The organism is Salinisphaera orenii subsp. halophila YIM 95161 (genome assembly GCF_003732545.1).
Taxonomy (GTDB): domain Bacteria; phylum Pseudomonadota; class Gammaproteobacteria; order Nevskiales; family Salinisphaeraceae; genus Salinisphaera; species Salinisphaera orenii_A.
This window is the reverse complement of the sequence record NZ_AYKF01000070.1, coordinates 18,868-36,358: the sequence shown is the minus strand read 5'-3', so window position 1 is coordinate 36,358 and position 17,491 is coordinate 18,868. Positions and strand designations below refer to the sequence as shown.

Here is a 17,491-nt window from a genome sequence, read left to right as displayed (position 1 = left end):
ACGCATCGGCACCGCCGTCGCCCGACGCGGGCGCACCTGAACGCCCGGATGCGCCGTGGGACAGCGGTGCTACGGCAGCGTCCGCGGCCACGAACGGCATCGATCTCGAAAGCGTCGTGGTGCTGGCCGGCGCGCGGTCGACGATCAGCGCGCGGGGTCATGTCGTGCTCGATCGGCTCGCCCGCCGGCTCGCCGAAGGCGACGCCCGACGGGGAACGGTGACCGGCTCTGCGATCGAGAACACGCGCGAGATGGGCCGCTCGGCCGCACAGACCGCGCGGGAGGCCGACTACCTCGCCCATCACGGGCTTGAGTCCAGCACGGTCGACCGCCGTGCGGGCGCCACCGAGAGCACACGCGGCACGCGTATGGTACGCGTGACCGCCGATCCCAGCGCCGTCCTGATGGGTGTCGATCCCGGGCGCTGAGCGGGCGCATCCGGCGTCGGCCACGGCTGCAGCGGGCGACCGAAACGGCAACGCAGCGGGTCGACTGCCTCGGAACAACCGGCCGCCACAGCGTGTCCAGCGCACCCCGGAATGGGGCGTACCGCATCGCGAGTGCGATATCGTCAGTCGGCTCCGGCCGGGCCCATCGCCTACGCTGGGCCGGCGCCGCGCCCGTGCGATGCTAGTCGGGCGAACTCTGCTGGAAGTCGCCCAGCGGCCGCACGAAGGTGTACTTGCCGGGCTCGAGGATCAGCCGCCGGCCGGCGTCGTCCACGTTCATGCCCAGCAGCGAAAACGGCAACGAGACCACGAACAGCCCCGTGCCCACGGCGGTGGCGGCGAGGCTCACCGGCCGCACGAGCACCGCATCCACGCCCATGGCGGCTGCAGAGGGGCGGCCGGGATCGGCATAATCGTCGATCGCCGCGGCCGGATTCGCCAAGCCGAGCCCGAGTGCGGCCACGACAACGATCAGCGCACGACGCGCGGAGAACACCGACATGACCCAAGCCCCGGATGATTGCATGCAAGCCACACTAGCAAAGCGCCGCGGCAAGTCAATCCGGCGATGCGGCCCCGCGGGCGGCCGGGCATGAGCGATCAGGAAGTCTATCTCGCCTCGGATCCGGTCAACGCCGAGATCGCCAAGGACATGCTGGCCAGCCACGGCATCGCCGCTCAGGTTCGCAACCAGTATCTGTGGGGCGGCATGGGCGATCTCCCGGCCAACGTCTATCCCAGCGTCTGGGTCGAGGATCCGGCCGACTACGCCGCCGCACGCGCGCTCATACGCGCGTTCGAGCGGGGCCCGGTCGAAAGCGGCAGCACCTGGCGCTGTCCGAACTGCGGCGAACAGCTCGACGCCCAGTTCGATCAGTGCTGGAACTGCCAGACCGAACGCCCGGGCGACTGAGCGCGTCGATGCGGATCGTCCTGCACCAGCCGCGCATCCCGCCCAACACCGGCAACGCCATCCGGCTGTGCGTGAACATCGGCGCCACGCTCGACCTCATCCACCCGCTGGGCTTCTCGCTGTCGGACCGTCATCTCCGGCGCGCCGGGCTCGACTACCGGGAACGGGCGGTCATTCACGAGTGGCCGGATTACGCCGCCTGGCGCGACGCCCATCCGGGCATCCGCGTGTTCGCGGCCACGAAACACGGGGACACCCGATACGACACCGTCACCTATCGCGCCGACGACGCCCTGCTGTTCGGCAGCGAGACCGAGGGCCTGCCACAACACTTGATCGCCGCCGCGGATGCCGCCATCGTGCTGCCCATGCGGCCGGCCAACCGCAGTCTGAACCTGTCCAACAGCGTGGCGGTGATCGCCTACGAGGCCTGGCGCCAGGCCGGGTTCCGCTAGCGCCGAACCGCGCCTAGGCGCGATCCGCGCGGTCGAACAGCACCTCCCAGCCCGCGCCGTAGGCGGCCTCCGACAGGCGCCTGTCCGGCTGCACGGCCACGGCCTCACCGACTTCGTGGAACAGGTAGGTATCGTTGATCGAGTCGCCGAAGGCGATCGCCTGTGACAACGGCAGATTCGCGGCGGCGGCGAGCGTGCGCGCGGCGTCGATCTTGGTGGCGCCGTAGGGATGGCGCACCGGCGGGCCGGCGGTGAAGCGATCGGCACGGGCCTCGCACAGTGCACCGAGCGCGGCATCGGCCTCCAGCCACTGCGCGAGAGCATCGGCCAGGAACTGCGGGGTACCAGAGAGCAGCACCACATGATCCCCGGCGGCCTGATGGGCGCGCAGCCGTTCGACCGCGGGCGCATACAGCGCCGGCGCGACGACATCGGCGACGAAGTCGCGGGCGAGCGTTTCGATGTCCCGGCGCCGGTGGCCGCTCAGATACGCCTTGTTCTTCTGCAGCACATGGCGGCCGAAACGCGGCAGGTAGCGGATGCAGAACCACAGATAGGCGCCCACGCCCCGCAGCCCCAGGGCACCGCGCCGCCAGAGATAACGCGCGAAACGGGACTCCGAGCTGGCGCCGGGCACCAGGGTGCCGTCGATGTCGAACAGAACCAGGCGCATGCGACTAGTCCTCCTGCAGCGACGGCCGTGCGTTCATGCAGAATTCCACGATCACCGGCAGGCCGCGGACCACGCAGATCGCCGCCGAGGCCCAAGCCAGCGCCAGACCGATACCGCTCATGACGCCGCCCCAGTCGGCCCAGAACGCGGGCGCGAGCGCATCGAACGGCTGCCACAGCAGGATCCAGGCGAACGTCACCGCCTTGAGCACGGCATAGAAGCCGCGCATGAAGCGTCCGGCCACCAGGAACCGCCCCACCGGCGACTGCATCATGTCGAAGGCGGTAGTACCCGAGGCGGCGCCCTTGCTGCGGATCGCGTCGACCAGATTGCCGCGGATGATGAACAGCAGCGGAATCCAGACGCCGATGAAGCCCAGATGCGCGAGCACCACCCACAGCACCGTCTCGACGATGCGGTCGATGGCGATGTCGAAGGTGGCGCCGAACAGCGTCTCCTCGTTGAAGCGCCGTGCCACCCAACCGTCGACGCCGTCGAGCGCGATGATCAGCAGCGTCAGCGGCGCGTTCACGAGCTGGAGCGCCGGATTCCCGGAATAGACGATTCCCAGAAGCACGAAAAGCAGCAGGAAGCGCCCGAAAGTTACCCAGTTCGCCATACCCCGGAGTGTCCTGAGTCGGTGTGCCGCTCGGGCGGCCGAACCGGGCCGCCGCGATATCCGCCGCCACGGCGAACATCATGACCTGATGTCACATTTTAATCTTTTTCGGACCGGAACGGGCGATCCGTCAATCTACGCACGGCCTCGGGCGGCGAGACGCCCTCGTGCAGCACGCGATAGGCCTGGGAGGCGATCGGCATCTCGACGCCCAGCTGCTCTGCGATGCGATGCACCTCGCGGGCCACGCGCACGCCCTCGACCACCTGGCGGATCTCGCGCTCGGCCGACTCCACGTCGTGACCGGCGGCAAGGGCCAGCCCCATGCGCCGGTTGCGCGACTGATCGTCGGTGCAGGTGAGCAGCAGATCGCCGAGGCCGGCCATGCCCACGAGCGTTCCACGCTCGCCGCCGAGCTTCTCGCCCAGCCGCATCATCTCCGACAGCCCGCGGGTGATCAGCAGCGCGCGGGCGTTGGCGCCGTAGCCGAGACCGTCGGAGATGCCGACCGCGATCGCCAGCACGTTCTTCACCGCGCCGCCGACACCGACGCCGACGACATCGCTGGCGGTGTAGACCCGGAACACGCCGTCGTGGAAGGCGCCGGCCATGTCGCGGGCGAAATCCGCATCCGCGGAGGCGATCGTGACCGCCGTCGGCATGCCTCGGCCGACCTCGCCGGCGAAGCTCGGGCCGCTGAGCACTGCGGTCGCACGCGCCGCACCCAGCTCCTCGGCTGCGACCCGGTCGGGCAGCAGGGCGGATTCGGGCTCCAGGCCCTTGGTCGCCCAGATCACGCGCTGGCTGTCGGCCAACAGATCGCGCAGGCTGCGCAGACAGGCGCGCAGGGCGTGACTCGGCACGACCACCAACACATCGTCGGCCGCGGCCACCGCGCGTGCCAGGTCGGGCTCCGGCGTCAGACGCTCGGGAAAGGGACAGCCCGGCAGGTAGCGGCTGTTCTCGCGATCACGGGCCATCGCAGCGATGGCGGCCTCGTCGCGCGCCCACAGACGCACGTCGTTGTCGTTGCGCGCCAGCTGGATCGCCAACGCCGTGCCCCAGGACCCCGCGCCGACCACGGCCATGCAGCGGCCGCCACGGGCGGTATCGGTCGTAGCCACGGGCGCGTTCAGTGGGTCGCGTCGCCGGCGTCGGTGGCCGGCGACTCCGGGTTCTGCTGATGCTGGGCGTAGAGCCGGTCGAAGTTCACCGGCTGCAGCAGAAAGTGCGGAAAGCCCGCCCGCTGGACCATGTCGCCGATGCTTTCGCGCACGTAGGGAAACAACACCGACGGGCAGTAGGCCCCGAGCACGTGATTGCGCTCGCGCTCCTCGGTGAAGCCCTCGATGCGGAACACGCCGGCCTGCTGGACCTCGACGATATAGGCCGTGCGATCGGCCTGCTTGGCCGTGACCGTCACCGTGACCACGACCTGATGGGTCTCGTCGCTGAGGTTGTGGATGCGGGTGTTCAGATCGACGTTGACGTCGGGCTTGTACTCCTCGGTGAACACGCGCGGCCCGTCGGGCACCTCGATCGAGGCGTCCCGGATATAGATCTTCTGCAGCGCGACCTGCTTCTGCGCCTGCCCGTTGTCACCGCCGTTGCCGGCCTCGTCCGCCATGGGTCTCTCCTCGTTGATCTGAGCTCGCGGCTACTTGCGGGTCACCGGCAGGCCGTCCGCCTGCCAGGCGTTGATGCCGCCCTTGAGGGCGTACACGCGGGTGTAGCCCTTGCGCCGCAGCTTGTTGGCGGCCTGCGGTGCCACGTTGCCGATGCCGCAGTAGCAGATGATGGTGCGATCGGTCTTCTTCGTGATCTCGCCGGCGCGTTCCTCGATGCCGGCCATGGGCACGTGCACGGCATTGAGGATGTGGTTCTTCTTGTAGTCGGCCGCCGAGCGCGTGTCCACCACGACGGCGTCGTCGGTGTTCATCAGCCGCACGGCTTCGGTCGCCGGGATCGGCCGGTGCCCCTTCATCAGCCGATAGACCTCGTTGACCGCCAGGGCGATCAGCACGATCACCAGGGCGCTCCAGAGGAACGGATGATTGACGATGAATTCCTGAATCTGCTGCAGCATGGTGTCCGGTCGGGCTGGTGACGGGCCGGTTGTTTCACGAAATGACGCCCGGCCGGGCCGGGCGCCGGCGGCGATTATTGCATACCGGACGCTGGCCGCGTGGCTTACAATCCCGCCCATGCGCGTGTTTCGATCGTTCGGCGTCGCCCTGCTCGCCGCCACCCTGGCCGTGTCCGCGACCGGCTCGGCCCAGTCCGGCCGCTCCGAGCAGGCCCGGGCCGAGCTCGACGCCCTGCGCGATCGCATCGACGCCGTCCGCCAGCACATCGCCGCCGACAAGAGCCAGCGCGGCGACCTGGCGGACGCCCTCAATCAGGCCGAAGCCGACATCAGCGCCGCCGATAAGCGCCTGCGCACGCTCGACGATGCGATCGCCGCGCATCGCGAGCGCATCGACAGCCTCACCGCGCGGCGCGACGCCGAGCGCAACGACCTCGGCGACAAGCTGGACGTGCTTCGGGATCAGGTCCGCGCCGCCTATTCCAGCGGCCGCATGAACCGCATGCGTCTGCTGCTGTCCGGCGAGTCGCCCGAGAAGCTCGGCCGCATGCTCGTGTATTTCGAGTACTTCGCCGGCGCCCAGACCGAGCAGGTCCACGCGCTCCAGGACACCCTCGCCGATCTCGCGGTGCGCCAGCGCGCCCTGGAGCAGGAACAGGCCTCGCTGGCCGAACGCCGGGCCGACCGCGCCGAGACGCTGTCGCGTCTGGAGGCCAATCAGGCCGAACGCCGCGAGGCCATCGCGGCACTCGACTCGCAGCTGTCCTCGCGCCAGGCCAACCTGGAGAACCTGCGTATCGACGCCCAGCGGCTGGAGGATCTGCTCGGCTCGCTGCAGAGCGAGCTCGCGAACCTGCCGCCGGTCGACGAAGGCACGCCGTTCGCCGAACTCAAGGGCCGCATGAGGCCGCCGGTCGACGGCCGGGTGCTGGCCCGCTTCGGCGCCACCAAGGCCGGCGGCCCGCTGAAATGGCAGGGCCAGTGGCGGGCCGCGTCCGAAGGCACCGCGGTCCGGGCGGTGGCGGGCGGTCGCGTGGTCTATGTCGGCTACATGCACCGCTACGGACTGATCGTGATCCTCGATCACGGCAACAACTACTACACGCTCTACGGCCACGCCGAGAGCACCTACGTCGAAGTCGGCGACAACGTCCAGCGCGGCCAGGCGGTGGCCAAGGCCGGGCGCAGCGGCGGCCATCGGCGCAGCGGCGCCTATTTCGAGATCCGGCGCGGCAGCACCCCCGTCAATCCGTCGCAGTGGCTGTCCGGTTGACGCGCCCGGCGCCGGCCGACGGTGTGCTATCTTCTAGCGTCGTTCCGGAACGCGGTTCACGCTCCGATCGTTCGCGCCGCAGCTGCGGCCAGGGGGAGTCCTAGCGTCATGCGAGCCACAATCCGCAGCACGCTGCTGATCGCCTTCGGCGTCATCATCGGCACCGTCCTCGCCCTGCCGCCCGGCGCGCTCGCGCAGCCCGGCGACGATTCGCGAGACGAAGCCGCCGATGCCTCGGCGCACGGCCTGCCGCTCGAGGAACTGCGCACCTTCGTCGAGATCCTCAACCGCGTGAAGCAGGGCTACGTCGAGGACGTCTCCGACCAGGCGCTGCTGGAAAACGCCATCCGCGGCATGCTCGACGGCCTCGACCCGCACTCGGCCTATCTCAACAAGGCGGAGTTCAAGGAGATCTCGATCTCGACCTCCGGTCGCTTCGGCGGGCTCGGCGTCGAGGTGCAGATCGAGAACGGCTTCGTGCGCGTGGTCGCGCCGATCGACGACACCCCGGCGAGCGAGGCCGGGCTCCAGGCCGGCGACCTGATCGTGCGCATCGACGGCAAGGCGGTCAAAGGCATGTCGCTGATGGACGCGGTCAAGACGATGCGCGGCGATCCGGGCAGCGAAGTCACGCTCACGATCCTGCGCGACGGCCGCGACGAGCCTTTCACGGTCACGCTCGAGCGTTCGGTGATCCGCGTGGAGAGCGTCAAGGCGCGGATGCTCGACGACGGCTACGGCTATGTCCGCATCACCCAGTTCTCCAGCCAGACCGGCGAAAGCCTCGAACGCGAGCTCGAGCGCCTGAAGGACCGCGCCGACGAAGGGCTTCGCGGCATCGTGCTCGACCTGCGCAACAATCCCGGCGGCGTGCTGAGTTCCGCGGTGGACGTCGCCGACACCTTCCTGGACGCCGGCGGCATCGTCTCGATCAAGGGGCGGGCGGAGAACACCGACCAGCAGTTCGACGCCGAACCCGGGGACATGCTCGACGGCGCGCCGATCGTGGTGCTGGTCAACGAGGGGTCGGCCTCGGCCTCGGAGATCGTGGCCGGCGCCCTCCAGGACGACAGCCGCGCCGTGATCATGGGCACCCGGACCTTCGGCAAGGGCTCGGTCCAGACCATCCTGCCGCTGGCCAACGGCGCCGCACTCAAGCTCACCACCGCGCGCTACTACACGCCGAGCGGGCGCTCGATCCAGGCCGAGGGCATCGACCCGGACGTGGGCATTCAGAACGTCAACGTCACCGCCGCCCAGGGCAGCGAGGTTCTGCCCTTCTCGGAGGCTGATCTCGCCGGCGCGCTGGCCAACGACAACGACGATGAGAGCGCCGCCGCGCGCGACGGCGTGAAAGGACCTGACGGCAAGCCGCTGGCCGAGTCCGACTACGCCCTGTACGAGGCGCTGAACCTGCTCAAGGGGCTCTACATCCTGCGCACGCGCTGAGCGCGCCCGCGCTACCCGCGTCCGACGGCACGCCAGCGCATCTCGACATGCGTGTCGCTCTGTCCGCTGCGCCGGAAGCCGTGACGGACGTAGAACGCCTCGGCGCGGGCATTGGTGCGGAACACGCGCAGCGTCACCGCCCTGTCCAGACGCCCGGCCCGGGCCTGGAGATGACCCAGCAGCCGAACGCCGCGCCCCGCCCCGCGCGCCTCGGCCACGAGCACGATGTTCGCCAGATGCAGCGCACCCGCCCGCCACAGCACCTGCAGATAGCCCACCTCGCGGGCGCCATCGACGACGACCAGCGGCCGCACACGCTCGAACAGACGGCCGAAATCGCGCCGTTGCCAGGCGTCGTTCCAGCCCCAGGTCGCGTCGATGTGATCCCGATAGGCCGCCGCGTACCAGACGAACAGACGCGGGCATTCGTCACGGCGGGCCCGCCGCAGGGACAGGCCCGCATCCACCTGGCCCGGGCCGAGCGCGGGCCGCAGCCGGGTCACCCCCGCCAGGCGCGCACCCAGCAGGCCAGCCCCGCGACCGCGCCGAGGCCCGTCAGCCAGTCCGGGGCGGGTGCGTAGATCGCCAGGACCGCCGCCGAGACCACGAGCCCGGTACCGACGACGGTCCAGCGCATGGCGCGCCGCGCCGTACGCAGCTCGTGGGTGATGTCGCCGAGCGCGCGCTCGAGCTCGCGGGCGGCGGGGGTGCTGCCCTCGTCCAGCCGCTTGACCACGGTCGCGACCAGACCGGGCAGGCTGTCCATGATCTGCGGCGCCTGGCGACGCAGCCGCTCGGCGGCGACCCGCGGGCTGGCGCGGTGGTGCATCCATTCCTCGAGCACCGGCTTGGCCGTGGACCAGAGATCCAGCTGCGGATAGAGATCGCGCCCGAGACCCTCGACGTTGAGCACGGTCTTCTGCAGCAGGACCAGCTGCGGCTGGACCTGATAGCGATAGCGGCGCGCGATCCGGAACAGCCGTACCAGGAACAGACCGAAGGAAATCTCGGCCAACGGCTTGTTCATGATCGGCTCGGAGACCGTGCGGATCGCGCCCTCGAATTCCTCGACCCGGATGTCGGCCGGCATCCAGCCGGATTCGATGTGCAGCTCGGCAATGCGCTTGTAGTCCTGGTTGAAAAACGCCAGGAAGTTCTCGGCCAGATAGCGCTGATCCGCGCTCGTCAGCGAGCCGACGATGCCGAAATCCAGGCCGATGTAGCGCGGCCGATGCGGATGGGTGACGTCCACGAAGATGTTGCCCGGATGCATGTCGGCGTGGAAGAAATTGTCGCGGAACACCTGCTTGAAGAAGATCTCCACGCCGCGCTCGGCCAGCACCTTGAAATCCACGCCCGCCGCGGTGAGCGACTCGACGTCGTCGATGGGGATGCCGTGCATGCGCTCCATGACCAGCACGCTCTCGGTGCTGTAGTCGAAGAATATCTCCGGATGCACGATCAGATCCGAGCCGGCCCAGTTGCGCCCGAGCTGGCTGGCGTTGGCGCCCTCGCGCATCAGATCCAGCTCATCGGTGATGATGCGGTCGTACTCGGCCACGATCTCGACCGGGCGCAGCCGCCGGGCTTCCGGGTGAAAGCGCGCGGCCAGACCGGCCAGGCGATAGAGCACGGCGATGTCGCGGTCGATGCGTTCGTGCACATCCGGGCGCAGCACCTTGACCACGACCTCGCGGCCGGCCACCTCGCCGGCGCGGGGGTGCAGACGCGCGGCGTGCACCTGGGCGATCGAGGCCGCGGCCATCGGCTCGGTCTCGAAGGATTCGAAGAACACCTCCAGCGAGTGGCCGTAGGCCGCCTCGATCAGCCGGCGCGCTTCGGCGCCCTCGAACGGCGGCACATCGTCCTGAAGCTTCGACAGCTCCTCGGCCATGCCTTCGGGCAGCAGGTCGCGCCGGGTCGACAGCGTCTGGCCGAACTTGACGAAGACCGGGCCGAGCGCCTCCAGCGCCAGGCGCAGACGCACGTTCAGCGGTTCGTCGAAATCGCGCGGCTTGCCGAGCAGCCAGGTGGGCGCGGCGTCGCCCATCAGCTCGCCCAGACCGTAGCGGCGGGCGGTGCGCAGGATCTCGAGCATGCGGCGGCTGCGGGACAGCATCAGCGGGTGCCCCGCAGTCGCCGCAGCCGCGCGCCCAGCCGGTCGACGTCGTCGCGCAGCGTCTCGACCTCGCCGGCGAAGACGTCATGCTCCCAGCGGCCGACGACATCGCGCGATTCCTCCCGCAGATATTCCGCGGCCTGTTCGGGCACTTCCCGGGCCGCACGCGCGACCAGCGCCCGCGCCGAGGCCAGCCCGCGGCCGAGGACATAGGCCGGCACCGGGCCGAAGCGGGCATCCACGATGTCGGTGATGTCGAAATCCACGGCCGAGAACAGGTCGGCGAAGCGCTGGGCGACGCCGACGTCGCCCTCGATGCGCAGGCCCGCGCCCATCAGGCCCTCGCGGCCGCCGGAGAACAGCAGCCGTCCGAAGACCGTGCTCGCGCCGGTCAGCGTCACGTCCGCGGCTTCCGGCGGCGCCGCGCACACCTGCATGCCGTGATCCTCGGCCACGAACACCAGCCGCAGCCCCAGATCCGACAGCCGCAGTTCCAGCGCGCATCCGGCCAGCGCCGCGCAGCGCTCGAGCGCGCGGGCATCGCTGCCGAGATAGCGGGCCAGCGCGATCTCCACCGCCCCGAGCGCCGGCGTGGGCAGGCTGCGGTACTCGGTCACGGGCTGTAACCGCGATGGACGGCGACGATACCGCCGGTGAGGTTGTGATAGCCGCAGCGCACCAGGCCGGCCGTGCGCATCATCTCGCGCAGCGTGTCCTGGTCCGGATGCATGCGGATCGACTCGGCGAGATAGCGGTAGGAGGCCTCGTCGCCGGCGACGTTGCGGCCGAGCCAGGGCAGTACCGAAAACGAGTAGATATCGTAGAGCTTGTCCAGCCCCGGCACCGCCGGCTTGGAGAACTCAAGCACGATCGCGCGGCCGCCGGGCCGGGTCACGCGTCGCATCTCGGCCAGCGCGGCCGGCTTGTCGGTGACGTTGCGCAGCCCGAAGCCGATGGATACGCAGTCGAAGGTGTCGTCGGCGAACGGCAGCCGTTCGGCGTTGGCCAGACAGTAGTCGACGTTGTCGACAATGCCCGCGTCGATGAGCCGGTCGCGCCCGTGCGCAAGCATGGCGGGGTTGATGTCGGAGAGCAGCACGCGGCCGTCGGGACCCGCGCGACGCGCGAACCCGGCGGCGAGGTCGCCGGTGCCGCCGGCCAGATCCAGCACCCGCTCGCCCGGGCGCACCGCCGCCAGTTCCAGGGTGAAGTGCTTCCACGCCCGGTGGATGCCCATCGACATCAGATCGTTCATCAGATCGTAGTTGTCGGCCACCGAGTCGAACACCGCGCCGACACGGCGCTGCTTCTCGCCGCGGGCGACGCGTTCGTAGCCGAAGTCGATGGTGTCCGGATCGTCGCCGGAGGCGTCCCGGCGCGGGCGGCCGGTCTCGTCGTGCTGGGCCATATCGGACCTGGAAGCGGGGCTGCGGGAAGCTTACGCGAGGCGCTGTTCGCGGCCAAGCGCCTGCCGCGGCGTGCCCCGAGTCTAGTAGATTGGGCACCTCAATCGACTCGGGGACGCTCTCATGGAGACAACGCAGCACGAGGTCGTGGTCTTCGGCGCGACCAGTTTCGTCGGCCGCCTGACCTGCGCCTATCTCGCGGATCGGTACGGCGACGACCTGGACTGGGCCATGGCCGGCCGCTCGCGCAGCCGGCTGGAATCGGTGCGCGACGAGATCGGTGCCGGCGACGATGTGCCGCTGATCGTGGCCGACGCCGCCGATCCGGCCGCGCTCGAAGCGCTGTGCGAGCGCGCGCGGGTGGTTGTGTCCACCGTCGGCCCCTACGCCCTCTACGGCGAGACGCTGGTGCGGATCTGTGCCGAGACCGGCACGGACTACTGCGACCTCACCGGCGAGGTGCAGTGGATCCGGCGCATGATCGAGCGCTACGAGGCGGCCGCTGCGGAAAGCGGCGCCCGCATCGTGCACTGCTGCGGCTTCGACTCGCTGCCCTCCGACCTCGGCGTGCACTATCTTCAGCGCACCGCGCAACAGCGCTTCGGCGCGCCCTGCACGCGGGTGAAGATGCGGGTCAAGGCCATGCGCGGCACTTTTTCCGGCGGCACCGTCGCCAGCCTGGTCAACGTTGCCCGCGAGATGCGCGCCGACCCGGACCTGCGCCGCGCGCTGGCCGATCCCTACGCGCTCTGCCCGGCGACATACCGGCCGGCGACACGCCAGCCTGACGTCAAGGGCCCGACGTTCGATACCGATGCCGGCGCCTGGGTCGCGCCGTTCGTCATGGCCGCCATCAACACGCGTGTGGTCCAGCGCAGCAACGCCCTGTCGAAGCAGGCCTACGGCGCGGATTTTCGCTACGACGAGGCCCAGATGATGGGCCGCGGCGCCCGCGGCCGGCTGCGTGCATACGCCCTGACCGCTGCCCTGGGCGGCTTCATGGCCGGCGTCGCGCTCGCACCCACCCGCCGTCTGCTGGAGCGCTTCGTGCTGCCCGGGCCCGGCGAGGGCCCCTCGGCACAGGCGCAGGAAAACGGCTTCTACGACATCCGTTTCTTCGGCGAGACCGAGGCCGGCGAGAAACTGGCGATCAAGGTCGTGGGCGATCGCGATCCCGGCTACGGCTCCACCTCGAAGATGCTCGGCGAAGCCGCCGTGTGTCTGGCCCGCGACATCGACACCGCCACCGCCGGCGGTTTCTGGACGCCGGCCACGATCTTCGGCGACACCCTGGTCGAGCGTCTCGAGAACAAGGCGGGCCTGCACTTCGAAGCACTGACCTGACGCCGGCGCCCGTCAAACACGGGCCGGGGCCGCCTGCGCCCTGAGGCTTCCGTAGCGAGGTCGCGGCAGCGCGCCGGGACGAGCCGCGCCCTGCGGAACTCTCCGCGGCGCGCGTTTTCCAACGGGATCGACTCAGGCTGCAGGCCTGCCATGACCGCCGTGGCGAAACGGGCATCGGCGGCGCTCGCGGCAACCGACATGCCGGCGGCCGAGCCGATGGCCACGACGCCGCGGGCCCAGGGGGATTCATGTCTTGCCTTCCTTCTCTTCGAAGCGACACACCCGCGCAGAGCGAGCGCCGCGCGCTGAGCGTCGCCACCCTGCTGGTGGCGCTGTTCATGACCTGTCTGCATCTGACCGCCACGCGGCCGTTCGACCTCGCCAGCTTTCATCAGCTGGTGAATTTCTGGGCGATCGAGCCGTTCCAGCATCGGGTGCTGCTGCCGTCGCTGGTCGGCGAGATCCAGCGCCTGGCCCCCGTGGGCGAAAAACTGCTCTTCGGTCTGCTCCAGTTCGGCTTCTGGATCGCCCTGATCCAACTCGCGGACCGGGCGCTAGCGATGTTCGACATCGGCCGTACGCCGCCGGCCCGCCGCCTGCTCGCCCTGACCGTCGTGGTGCCGATGCTGCTGCATCTGATCATGCCGGACATCGAGCTCACCCGGACATTTGCGCTCGACGACGGCGTACTCGATGTCGGCACATGGGAAACGCGCGACATCTATTATTACGTGTACGACGTCCCGGCCGCGGTGTTCACGCTGGCCATGGCGATGCTGCTGATACGGCTCGCGCGCCGGCCGGACATCGGCGGTTTCATCGGCTATCTGGCCCTGTTCGCGGTGGCCACCCTCAACCGCGAAACCACGCTGTTCATGCTGCCGTTCTCCGCCCTGTTGTTCTGGCGGGTGCTCGGCATTCGCGACTGGCTGCTGCTGATGGCGGCCCAGGCGGCGATGTTCACGGCGATCCAGATGCCGCTGCAATGGCTGTTCGCGATCAACATCAACCCGATCGCCATGATTCAGGTGGGCGACTCCCAGTACGAGCTGCATCTGCTCGGCAATCTCGCCACCCTGAGCAACCCGCTGTACCTGATGACCTTCATCGCCCGGTTCGCGGCCGGGCTGTGCATACCGCTGTTTCTCTGCCGGCACTATCTCGACCGGCATCTGGCGCTGGCCCTGCTGGGCTTCGCGCTGCCGCTGGCCCTATCCGCCCTGGTGGTGGGCCGGATCGTGGAGCATCGCGTGTTCATCGAGATGATCCCGCTGGTCTGGCTGGCGACCCTGCAGGCGGTGGCCCGCCGCAGCGCCCACACGAGCCCCGACCGGCGGCTCGCGGCGATGACCTGAGCGCCGGATCTCAACCCGGCGCTGCCCTTGACGGCGGCCTCGGCCGGCGAATCGCGGTTGTCGCCACGATCGGCCGGCCCGCGGATTCTCGTATACGCTGCGCCTCGGCATGAACGGAATCACTCCACCCCACTGGCATCTTCTGGGCGCGGGCCATATCGGCACCTGGGCGGCCGGCCATCTGCTCTCGGCCGGCCATCGTGTGAGCGTGGTGCGCGCGACGGATGCGCCTATCGTGAACGCGCGCCTGATCGACGCCGACAGCGGTGACGAAACGCGCCTGCGGCTGCCCGTCGCCTCGCCCGCCGCGCTGAGCGCGCCGCTGTCGCATGTCGTCGTCGCCTGCAAGACGCCGTTCACCGAGACCGCGTTGGCCCGCTGTCTCCTGGCCGCCGACGCGACCGTGATCCGCCTCCAGAACGGCGTCGGCACGCTCGACGGCCGCTTGCCCGCCGGTGCCTGCCTGATCGAGGCCGTGACCACGGCCGCGGTGAAGGGCCAGCGTGACCGGCACGAGATCGTAGCCGACAACGAGACCTGGATGGGCGGCCCGGCGGCACGCCCGGGCTGGTTCGCGGGGCTGTCCGAACACTGGCCCGGACTGCAGTGGACAGCGCACATCCGGCATCGACAATGGCGCAAGCTGGTCGCCAACGCCGTCATCAATCCACTGACCGCGCTCCACGACGTGCCCAACGGCGCGCTGCTCACCGAGACGCCTCTCGCCGAACACGCGGCGGCACTGGCCGCGGAGGCCGATCGCCTGCTCGCTCGCATCGATCCGACCTGGCCGGGCGACTCGCTGGCCGGCGTGCAGGCCATCGCCCGCGCCACTGCCGACAACACCTCGTCGATGCGGGCGGACATGGCGCGCGGCGCCGCCACCGAGATCGAGGCCATCAACGGCTGGCTTCTGCGACAGGCCGATACCTGCGGGCTGGCCCTGCCCGCGCATGCGGCGATCGCCGAGGCCGTGCGTCGACAGAGTGGTCGAATACGCCAAAGGTAGACCCAGCCCACGCAGGCCCCAGTTCGGGCCGGCACTCCTGCAGCACGCTTGCCCGCCACTCGGCGACTGTCGACAATGCGCGCCCGCACGCGGTACCGGCGCCCGTACCGCCACCACGAGAGAGACACGGCATGGCCACCGCATCACCCGAGGACCGCGATCGCCGACGGCTCGGCCTGACGCTGGTCGCGCTGTTGCTGGTCGCACTCAATCTGCGGCCGGCGCTTACGAGTGTATCGCCGGTGCTGCAGCGCATCGGCGACAGTCTGGCGCTGTCACCGGTGATGCTGGGGCTGCTGACCACGCTGCCGGTGCTCTGTCTCGGCCTCGCCGCACCCGTTGCGCCACGGGCCGCGCGCCGCCTCGGTTCGGAACGCGCGGTGCTCGCCGCCCTGCTCGTGCTGGCGCTGGCGCTGCTGGTGCGTCCCTATACCGGCACGCCGGGCCTGTTCGCGGGCACCGCGCTGGCCGGCGGCTGCATCGGCGTGCTCGGGGTGCTGCTGCCCGGGCTGGTCAAGCGGGATTTTCCAGAGCGCGTCAGCGCCATGACCGGGCTTTACACGATGACGCTTTGCCTGGGCGCAGCGACCGCCGCGGGCGCGACCGAACCGCTCCGGCTGATCCTCGGCGAGGCCTGGCGCGGCGCGCTGGCGCTCTGGCTGACACCGGCGCTCGCCGCCGCGGTGATCTGGGGGCTGCAGCCCCGGGCGCCGGCAGCAGCCACCCGCGACGCCGGACCGCGCACCCGTCTGATGCGGGATCCGCTGGCCTGGCAGGTCACGCTGTTCATGGGCAGCCAGTCCGCGCTGGCCTACAGCGTGTTCGGCTGGCTGCCCACGATTCTGGCCGACCGGGGGCTGGCGCCGGTCACCGCCGGACTGGCGCTGTCCTGTTCCATCCTGGTTCAGCTGATATCGGCACTCGCCGCGCCGGCGCTCGGCGCCCGCATGCGCGATCAGCGCGCGGTCAGCGCGGGCGTGATGGCGCTGGTGATGATCGGCGTGGCCGGCTGCATTTTCGCGCCGCTGGCAAGCATCTGGCTGTGGATCGCCATCCTCGGGCTCGGCCAGGGTGGCAGCTTCGCCATGGGCCTGACGCTGATCGCCGTGCGCGCACGCGATGCCGACACCGCCGCGGACCTGTCGGCCATGGCGCAGGGGGTGGGTTATGTGCTTGCAGCCGCCGGCCCGCTGCTGGTCGGGCTGCTACACGAGGCCTTCGGCGGCTGGGGGGCGGTGGGCGTGGCCCTGTGCCTGATCGCCGCGGCTTCGATGATCCTGGGGCTCGGCGCGGGCCGCCGCGCCTGGGTGGGCCATAGGGACGCGGCCTAGGCGGTGCCAGAAGTCGAACCCCCGGCCGGCATCAGCTGCCGGCCGGGGGTTCTCGCGCAGGACGTCCGCCGGCGCAGCCTAGACCCGGCGGCGGCGCAGGGCGATCAGCGCCACCAGGCCCCCCATCAGCACGAACAGGCCGAGTGAATACGGCTCGGCCACGTCCACGCCGTCACCATCACCCGGCGACGGCAGATTCAGCAGCTGATCCCGCTGACCGAACAGCATGTTCTCGAGCGCGAAGCCCTCGGCCGCGAGGGTGGCGGTCAGCTGCACACCGGCGATATCGTTGCTGCCGTCATCGGTCACCAGTGCCAGCACGGAGTAGCCGAGAGCATCGTTGGTGATCGAGCCCAGCACGTTGCCCTCGCGGTCGAAAGCAGTGAGGCGCTCGGCGCCGATGGCGTTGATGAAGCCAACGGACAGGCCGATGCCGGCCTGGTCGGCCCCGAAGAGTATGGAGATCGGACCGTTGAACAGGGGCAGGCCGGTGAGCACCGGGTTGTTGCTGCTCGCACTGTCGGTGACGGTCACCGTGGACGACGACTGCAGGTCCAAGCTCAGGCCGGCATTCGGTGTGCCGCTGACGCAGGCGGTGCTGGCGCCGCATTCGGCCACGTTGCCGAGCGATTGACCGCTGAAGTAGCCCCCGAAGCTCACGCTGCCGCGGTTCGCCGCCCCATCGGCCGGAGTGTAGATCGGATTGGCGGTACCCAGAGGCACTTCGTCGAAATCGATACGCGAGGCATCGGCGCCGAAGGTGTCCGCACCGGCCGGGATCACCGCCGCTTGGGCGGAGATCGCGACGACTGCCAGCAGCAGCGATGCGCCACACCGAAGCCAACCACGTCGATGCGAAGCCAGAGCGGGGAGCGCATTGGGAATCATTGACTAACTCTACTAGTAGGATGTTGTAACGCGAGCGAGAGCAAGATCGGGACCAAGATCGCAACTACCTGTTTTAAATATACTATATTCAAGCAACAGTCTGGCGGGCGACGACTTGCGTA

20 protein-coding genes are annotated in these 17,491 nt (G+C 69.7%); 9 read left to right on the top strand and 11 right to left on the bottom strand.

From position 1 onward, the window contains the following. Positions 1-116 precede the first annotated feature (116 nt). A complete protein-coding gene (locus SAHL_RS06625) occupies positions 117-428 on the top strand; it encodes a hypothetical protein (protein ID WP_123590620.1) in 312 nt (103 codons plus the stop codon). A 202-nt stretch (positions 429-630) separates the two neighbouring features. Here the strand turns inward: SAHL_RS06625 and SAHL_RS06620 are convergent, their stop codons facing one another. Continuing rightward, the gene (locus SAHL_RS06620) at positions 631-975 is read right to left on the bottom strand and encodes a hypothetical protein (protein WP_221177867.1); all 345 of its coding nucleotides are present in this window, start codon (positions 973-975) and stop codon (positions 631-633) included. Positions 976-1,041: 66 nt separating this feature from the next. On the opposite strand from SAHL_RS06620, the gene SAHL_RS06615 reads away from it, so the two are divergent. After that, a complete protein-coding gene (locus SAHL_RS06615) occupies positions 1,042-1,362 on the top strand; it encodes a putative signal transducing protein (protein WP_184947444.1) in 321 nt (106 codons plus the stop codon). Positions 1,363-1,370: 8 nt separating this feature from the next. Beyond that, the gene (locus SAHL_RS06610) at positions 1,371-1,817 is read left to right on the top strand and encodes a tRNA (cytidine(34)-2'-O)-methyltransferase (RefSeq protein WP_123590617.1); all 447 of its coding nucleotides are present in this window, start codon (positions 1,371-1,373) and stop codon (positions 1,815-1,817) included. A gap of 13 nt (positions 1,818-1,830) precedes the next feature. Here SAHL_RS06610 and SAHL_RS06605 read toward each other — a convergent pair whose 3' ends face one another. The 5 genes from SAHL_RS06605 to SAHL_RS17775 all read right to left on the bottom strand — a co-directional run bounded on the left by SAHL_RS06605 (position 1,831) and on the right by SAHL_RS17775 (position 5,195). Continuing rightward, a complete protein-coding gene (locus tag SAHL_RS06605; protein ID WP_123590616.1) occupies positions 1,831-2,490 on the bottom strand; it encodes an HAD family hydrolase in 660 nt (219 codons plus the stop codon). A 4-nt stretch (positions 2,491-2,494) separates the two neighbouring features. Continuing rightward, positions 2,495-3,109, bottom strand: a complete 615-nt coding sequence (locus SAHL_RS06600) for a CDP-alcohol phosphatidyltransferase family protein (RefSeq protein ID WP_123590615.1) — start codon at positions 3,107-3,109, stop codon at positions 2,495-2,497. 98 nt (positions 3,110-3,207) lie between these two features. Then, positions 3,208-4,197, bottom strand: coding sequence for an NAD(P)H-dependent glycerol-3-phosphate dehydrogenase (locus SAHL_RS06595; RefSeq protein ID WP_123590614.1), 990 nt, complete (start codon positions 4,195-4,197; stop codon positions 3,208-3,210). A 44-nt stretch (positions 4,198-4,241) separates the two neighbouring features. Further along, positions 4,242-4,736, bottom strand: coding sequence for a protein-export chaperone SecB (gene secB / locus SAHL_RS06590; protein ID WP_123590613.1), 495 nt, complete (start codon positions 4,734-4,736; stop codon positions 4,242-4,244). A 30-nt stretch (positions 4,737-4,766) separates the two neighbouring features. After that, the gene (locus SAHL_RS17775) at positions 4,767-5,195 is read right to left on the bottom strand and encodes a rhodanese-like domain-containing protein (protein WP_184947442.1); all 429 of its coding nucleotides are present in this window, start codon (positions 5,193-5,195) and stop codon (positions 4,767-4,769) included. 118 nt (positions 5,196-5,313) lie between these two features. Between SAHL_RS17775 and SAHL_RS06580 the strand changes: the two genes are divergently transcribed. Next, complete coding sequence (locus SAHL_RS06580) at positions 5,314-6,468, top strand: murein hydrolase activator EnvC family protein (RefSeq protein ID WP_184947440.1); 1,155 nt, start codon at positions 5,314-5,316, stop codon at positions 6,466-6,468. Positions 6,469-6,576: 108 nt separating this feature from the next. Then, positions 6,577-7,917, top strand: coding sequence for a S41 family peptidase (locus SAHL_RS06575; protein ID WP_123590610.1), 1,341 nt, complete (start codon positions 6,577-6,579; stop codon positions 7,915-7,917). An 11-nt stretch (positions 7,918-7,928) separates the two neighbouring features. On the opposite strand, the gene SAHL_RS17770 is transcribed toward SAHL_RS06575, so the two are convergent. Genes SAHL_RS17770 through ubiE form a run of 4 tightly spaced genes read right to left on the bottom strand, consistent with a single transcriptional unit; the run spans position 7,929 to position 11,444 of the window. Further along, complete coding sequence (locus SAHL_RS17770; RefSeq protein ID WP_184947438.1) at positions 7,929-8,420, bottom strand: GNAT family N-acetyltransferase; 492 nt, start codon at positions 8,418-8,420, stop codon at positions 7,929-7,931. Further along, entirely contained in the window at positions 8,417-10,039 is a 1,623-nt protein-coding gene (ubiB, locus tag SAHL_RS06565) for a ubiquinone biosynthesis regulatory protein kinase UbiB (RefSeq protein WP_416235845.1), read from the bottom strand. The genes SAHL_RS17770 and ubiB overlap by 4 nt, the downstream gene beginning before the upstream one ends. Continuing rightward, the gene (locus tag SAHL_RS06560; protein ID WP_184947436.1) at positions 10,036-10,653 is read right to left on the bottom strand and encodes a ubiquinone biosynthesis accessory factor UbiJ; all 618 of its coding nucleotides are present in this window, start codon (positions 10,651-10,653) and stop codon (positions 10,036-10,038) included. The genes ubiB and SAHL_RS06560 overlap by 4 nt, the downstream gene beginning before the upstream one ends. Further along, complete coding sequence (gene ubiE / locus SAHL_RS06555) at positions 10,650-11,444, bottom strand: bifunctional demethylmenaquinone methyltransferase/2-methoxy-6-polyprenyl-1,4-benzoquinol methylase UbiE (RefSeq protein WP_123590606.1); 795 nt, start codon at positions 11,442-11,444, stop codon at positions 10,650-10,652. Before ubiE ends, SAHL_RS06560 begins: the two co-directional genes overlap by 4 nt. 121 nt (positions 11,445-11,565) lie before the next feature. Here ubiE and SAHL_RS06550 point away from each other — a divergent pair, with 121 nt between their 5' ends. The 4 genes from SAHL_RS06550 (at position 11,566) to SAHL_RS06535 (ending at position 16,481) form a co-directional block, all read left to right on the top strand. Beyond that, positions 11,566-12,786, top strand: a complete 1,221-nt coding sequence (locus SAHL_RS06550; protein ID WP_123590605.1) for a saccharopine dehydrogenase family protein — start codon at positions 11,566-11,568, stop codon at positions 12,784-12,786. 248 nt (positions 12,787-13,034) lie between these two features. Next, positions 13,035-14,141: a hypothetical protein gene (locus SAHL_RS06545; protein ID WP_148045507.1), complete on the top strand. Its 1,107-nt coding sequence runs from the start codon at positions 13,035-13,037 to the stop codon at positions 14,139-14,141. 109 nt (positions 14,142-14,250) lie between these two features. Then, on the top strand, positions 14,251-15,150 hold the full coding sequence (locus SAHL_RS06540; protein WP_123590603.1) for a ketopantoate reductase family protein: 900 nt from the start codon (positions 14,251-14,253) through the stop codon (positions 15,148-15,150). A 131-nt stretch (positions 15,151-15,281) separates the two neighbouring features. Next, on the top strand, positions 15,282-16,481 hold the full coding sequence (locus SAHL_RS06535; protein WP_123590602.1) for a CynX/NimT family MFS transporter: 1,200 nt from the start codon (positions 15,282-15,284) through the stop codon (positions 16,479-16,481). Between the two features lie 78 nt (positions 16,482-16,559). Here SAHL_RS06535 and SAHL_RS06530 read toward each other — a convergent pair whose 3' ends face one another. Next, on the bottom strand, positions 16,560-17,369 hold the full coding sequence (locus tag SAHL_RS06530) for a PEP-CTERM sorting domain-containing protein (protein ID WP_148045506.1): 810 nt from the start codon (positions 17,367-17,369) through the stop codon (positions 16,560-16,562). Positions 17,370-17,491 lie beyond the last annotated feature (122 nt).

Coding starts and splice junctions, on each gene's coding strand:
- SAHL_RS06620 (WP_221177867.1), bottom strand. CDS start 975: ATGCAATCATCCGGGGCTTGGGTCATGTCGGTGTTCTCCGCGCGTCGT.
- SAHL_RS06610 (WP_123590617.1), top strand. CDS start 1,371: ATGCGGATCGTCCTGCACCAGCCGCGCATCCCGCCCAACACCGGCAAC.
- SAHL_RS06605 (WP_123590616.1), bottom strand. CDS start 2,490: ATGCGCCTGGTTCTGTTCGACATCGACGGCACCCTGGTGCCCGGCGCC.
- secB (WP_123590613.1), bottom strand. CDS start 4,736: ATGGCGGACGAGGCCGGCAACGGCGGTGACAACGGGCAGGCGCAGAAG.
- SAHL_RS06600 (WP_123590615.1), bottom strand. CDS start 3,109: ATGGCGAACTGGGTAACTTTCGGGCGCTTCCTGCTGCTTTTCGTGCTT.
- SAHL_RS06580 (WP_184947440.1), top strand. CDS start 5,314: ATGCGCGTGTTTCGATCGTTCGGCGTCGCCCTGCTCGCCGCCACCCTG.
- SAHL_RS06595 (WP_123590614.1), bottom strand. CDS start 4,197: ATGGCCGTGGTCGGCGCGGGGTCCTGGGGCACGGCGTTGGCGATCCAG.
- SAHL_RS06535 (WP_123590602.1), top strand. CDS start 15,282: ATGGCCACCGCATCACCCGAGGACCGCGATCGCCGACGGCTCGGCCTG.
- SAHL_RS06575 (WP_123590610.1), top strand. CDS start 6,577: ATGCGAGCCACAATCCGCAGCACGCTGCTGATCGCCTTCGGCGTCATC.
- SAHL_RS06615 (WP_184947444.1), top strand. CDS start 1,042: ATGAGCGATCAGGAAGTCTATCTCGCCTCGGATCCGGTCAACGCCGAG.
- SAHL_RS06550 (WP_123590605.1), top strand. CDS start 11,566: ATGGAGACAACGCAGCACGAGGTCGTGGTCTTCGGCGCGACCAGTTTC.
- SAHL_RS06545 (WP_148045507.1), top strand. CDS start 13,035: ATGTCTTGCCTTCCTTCTCTTCGAAGCGACACACCCGCGCAGAGCGAG.
- SAHL_RS06540 (WP_123590603.1), top strand. CDS start 14,251: ATGAACGGAATCACTCCACCCCACTGGCATCTTCTGGGCGCGGGCCAT.
- SAHL_RS17775 (WP_184947442.1), bottom strand. CDS start 5,195: ATGCTGCAGCAGATTCAGGAATTCATCGTCAATCATCCGTTCCTCTGG.
- SAHL_RS06530 (WP_148045506.1), bottom strand. CDS start 17,369: ATGATTCCCAATGCGCTCCCCGCTCTGGCTTCGCATCGACGTGGTTGG.
- ubiE (WP_123590606.1), bottom strand. CDS start 11,444: ATGGCCCAGCACGACGAGACCGGCCGCCCGCGCCGGGACGCCTCCGGC.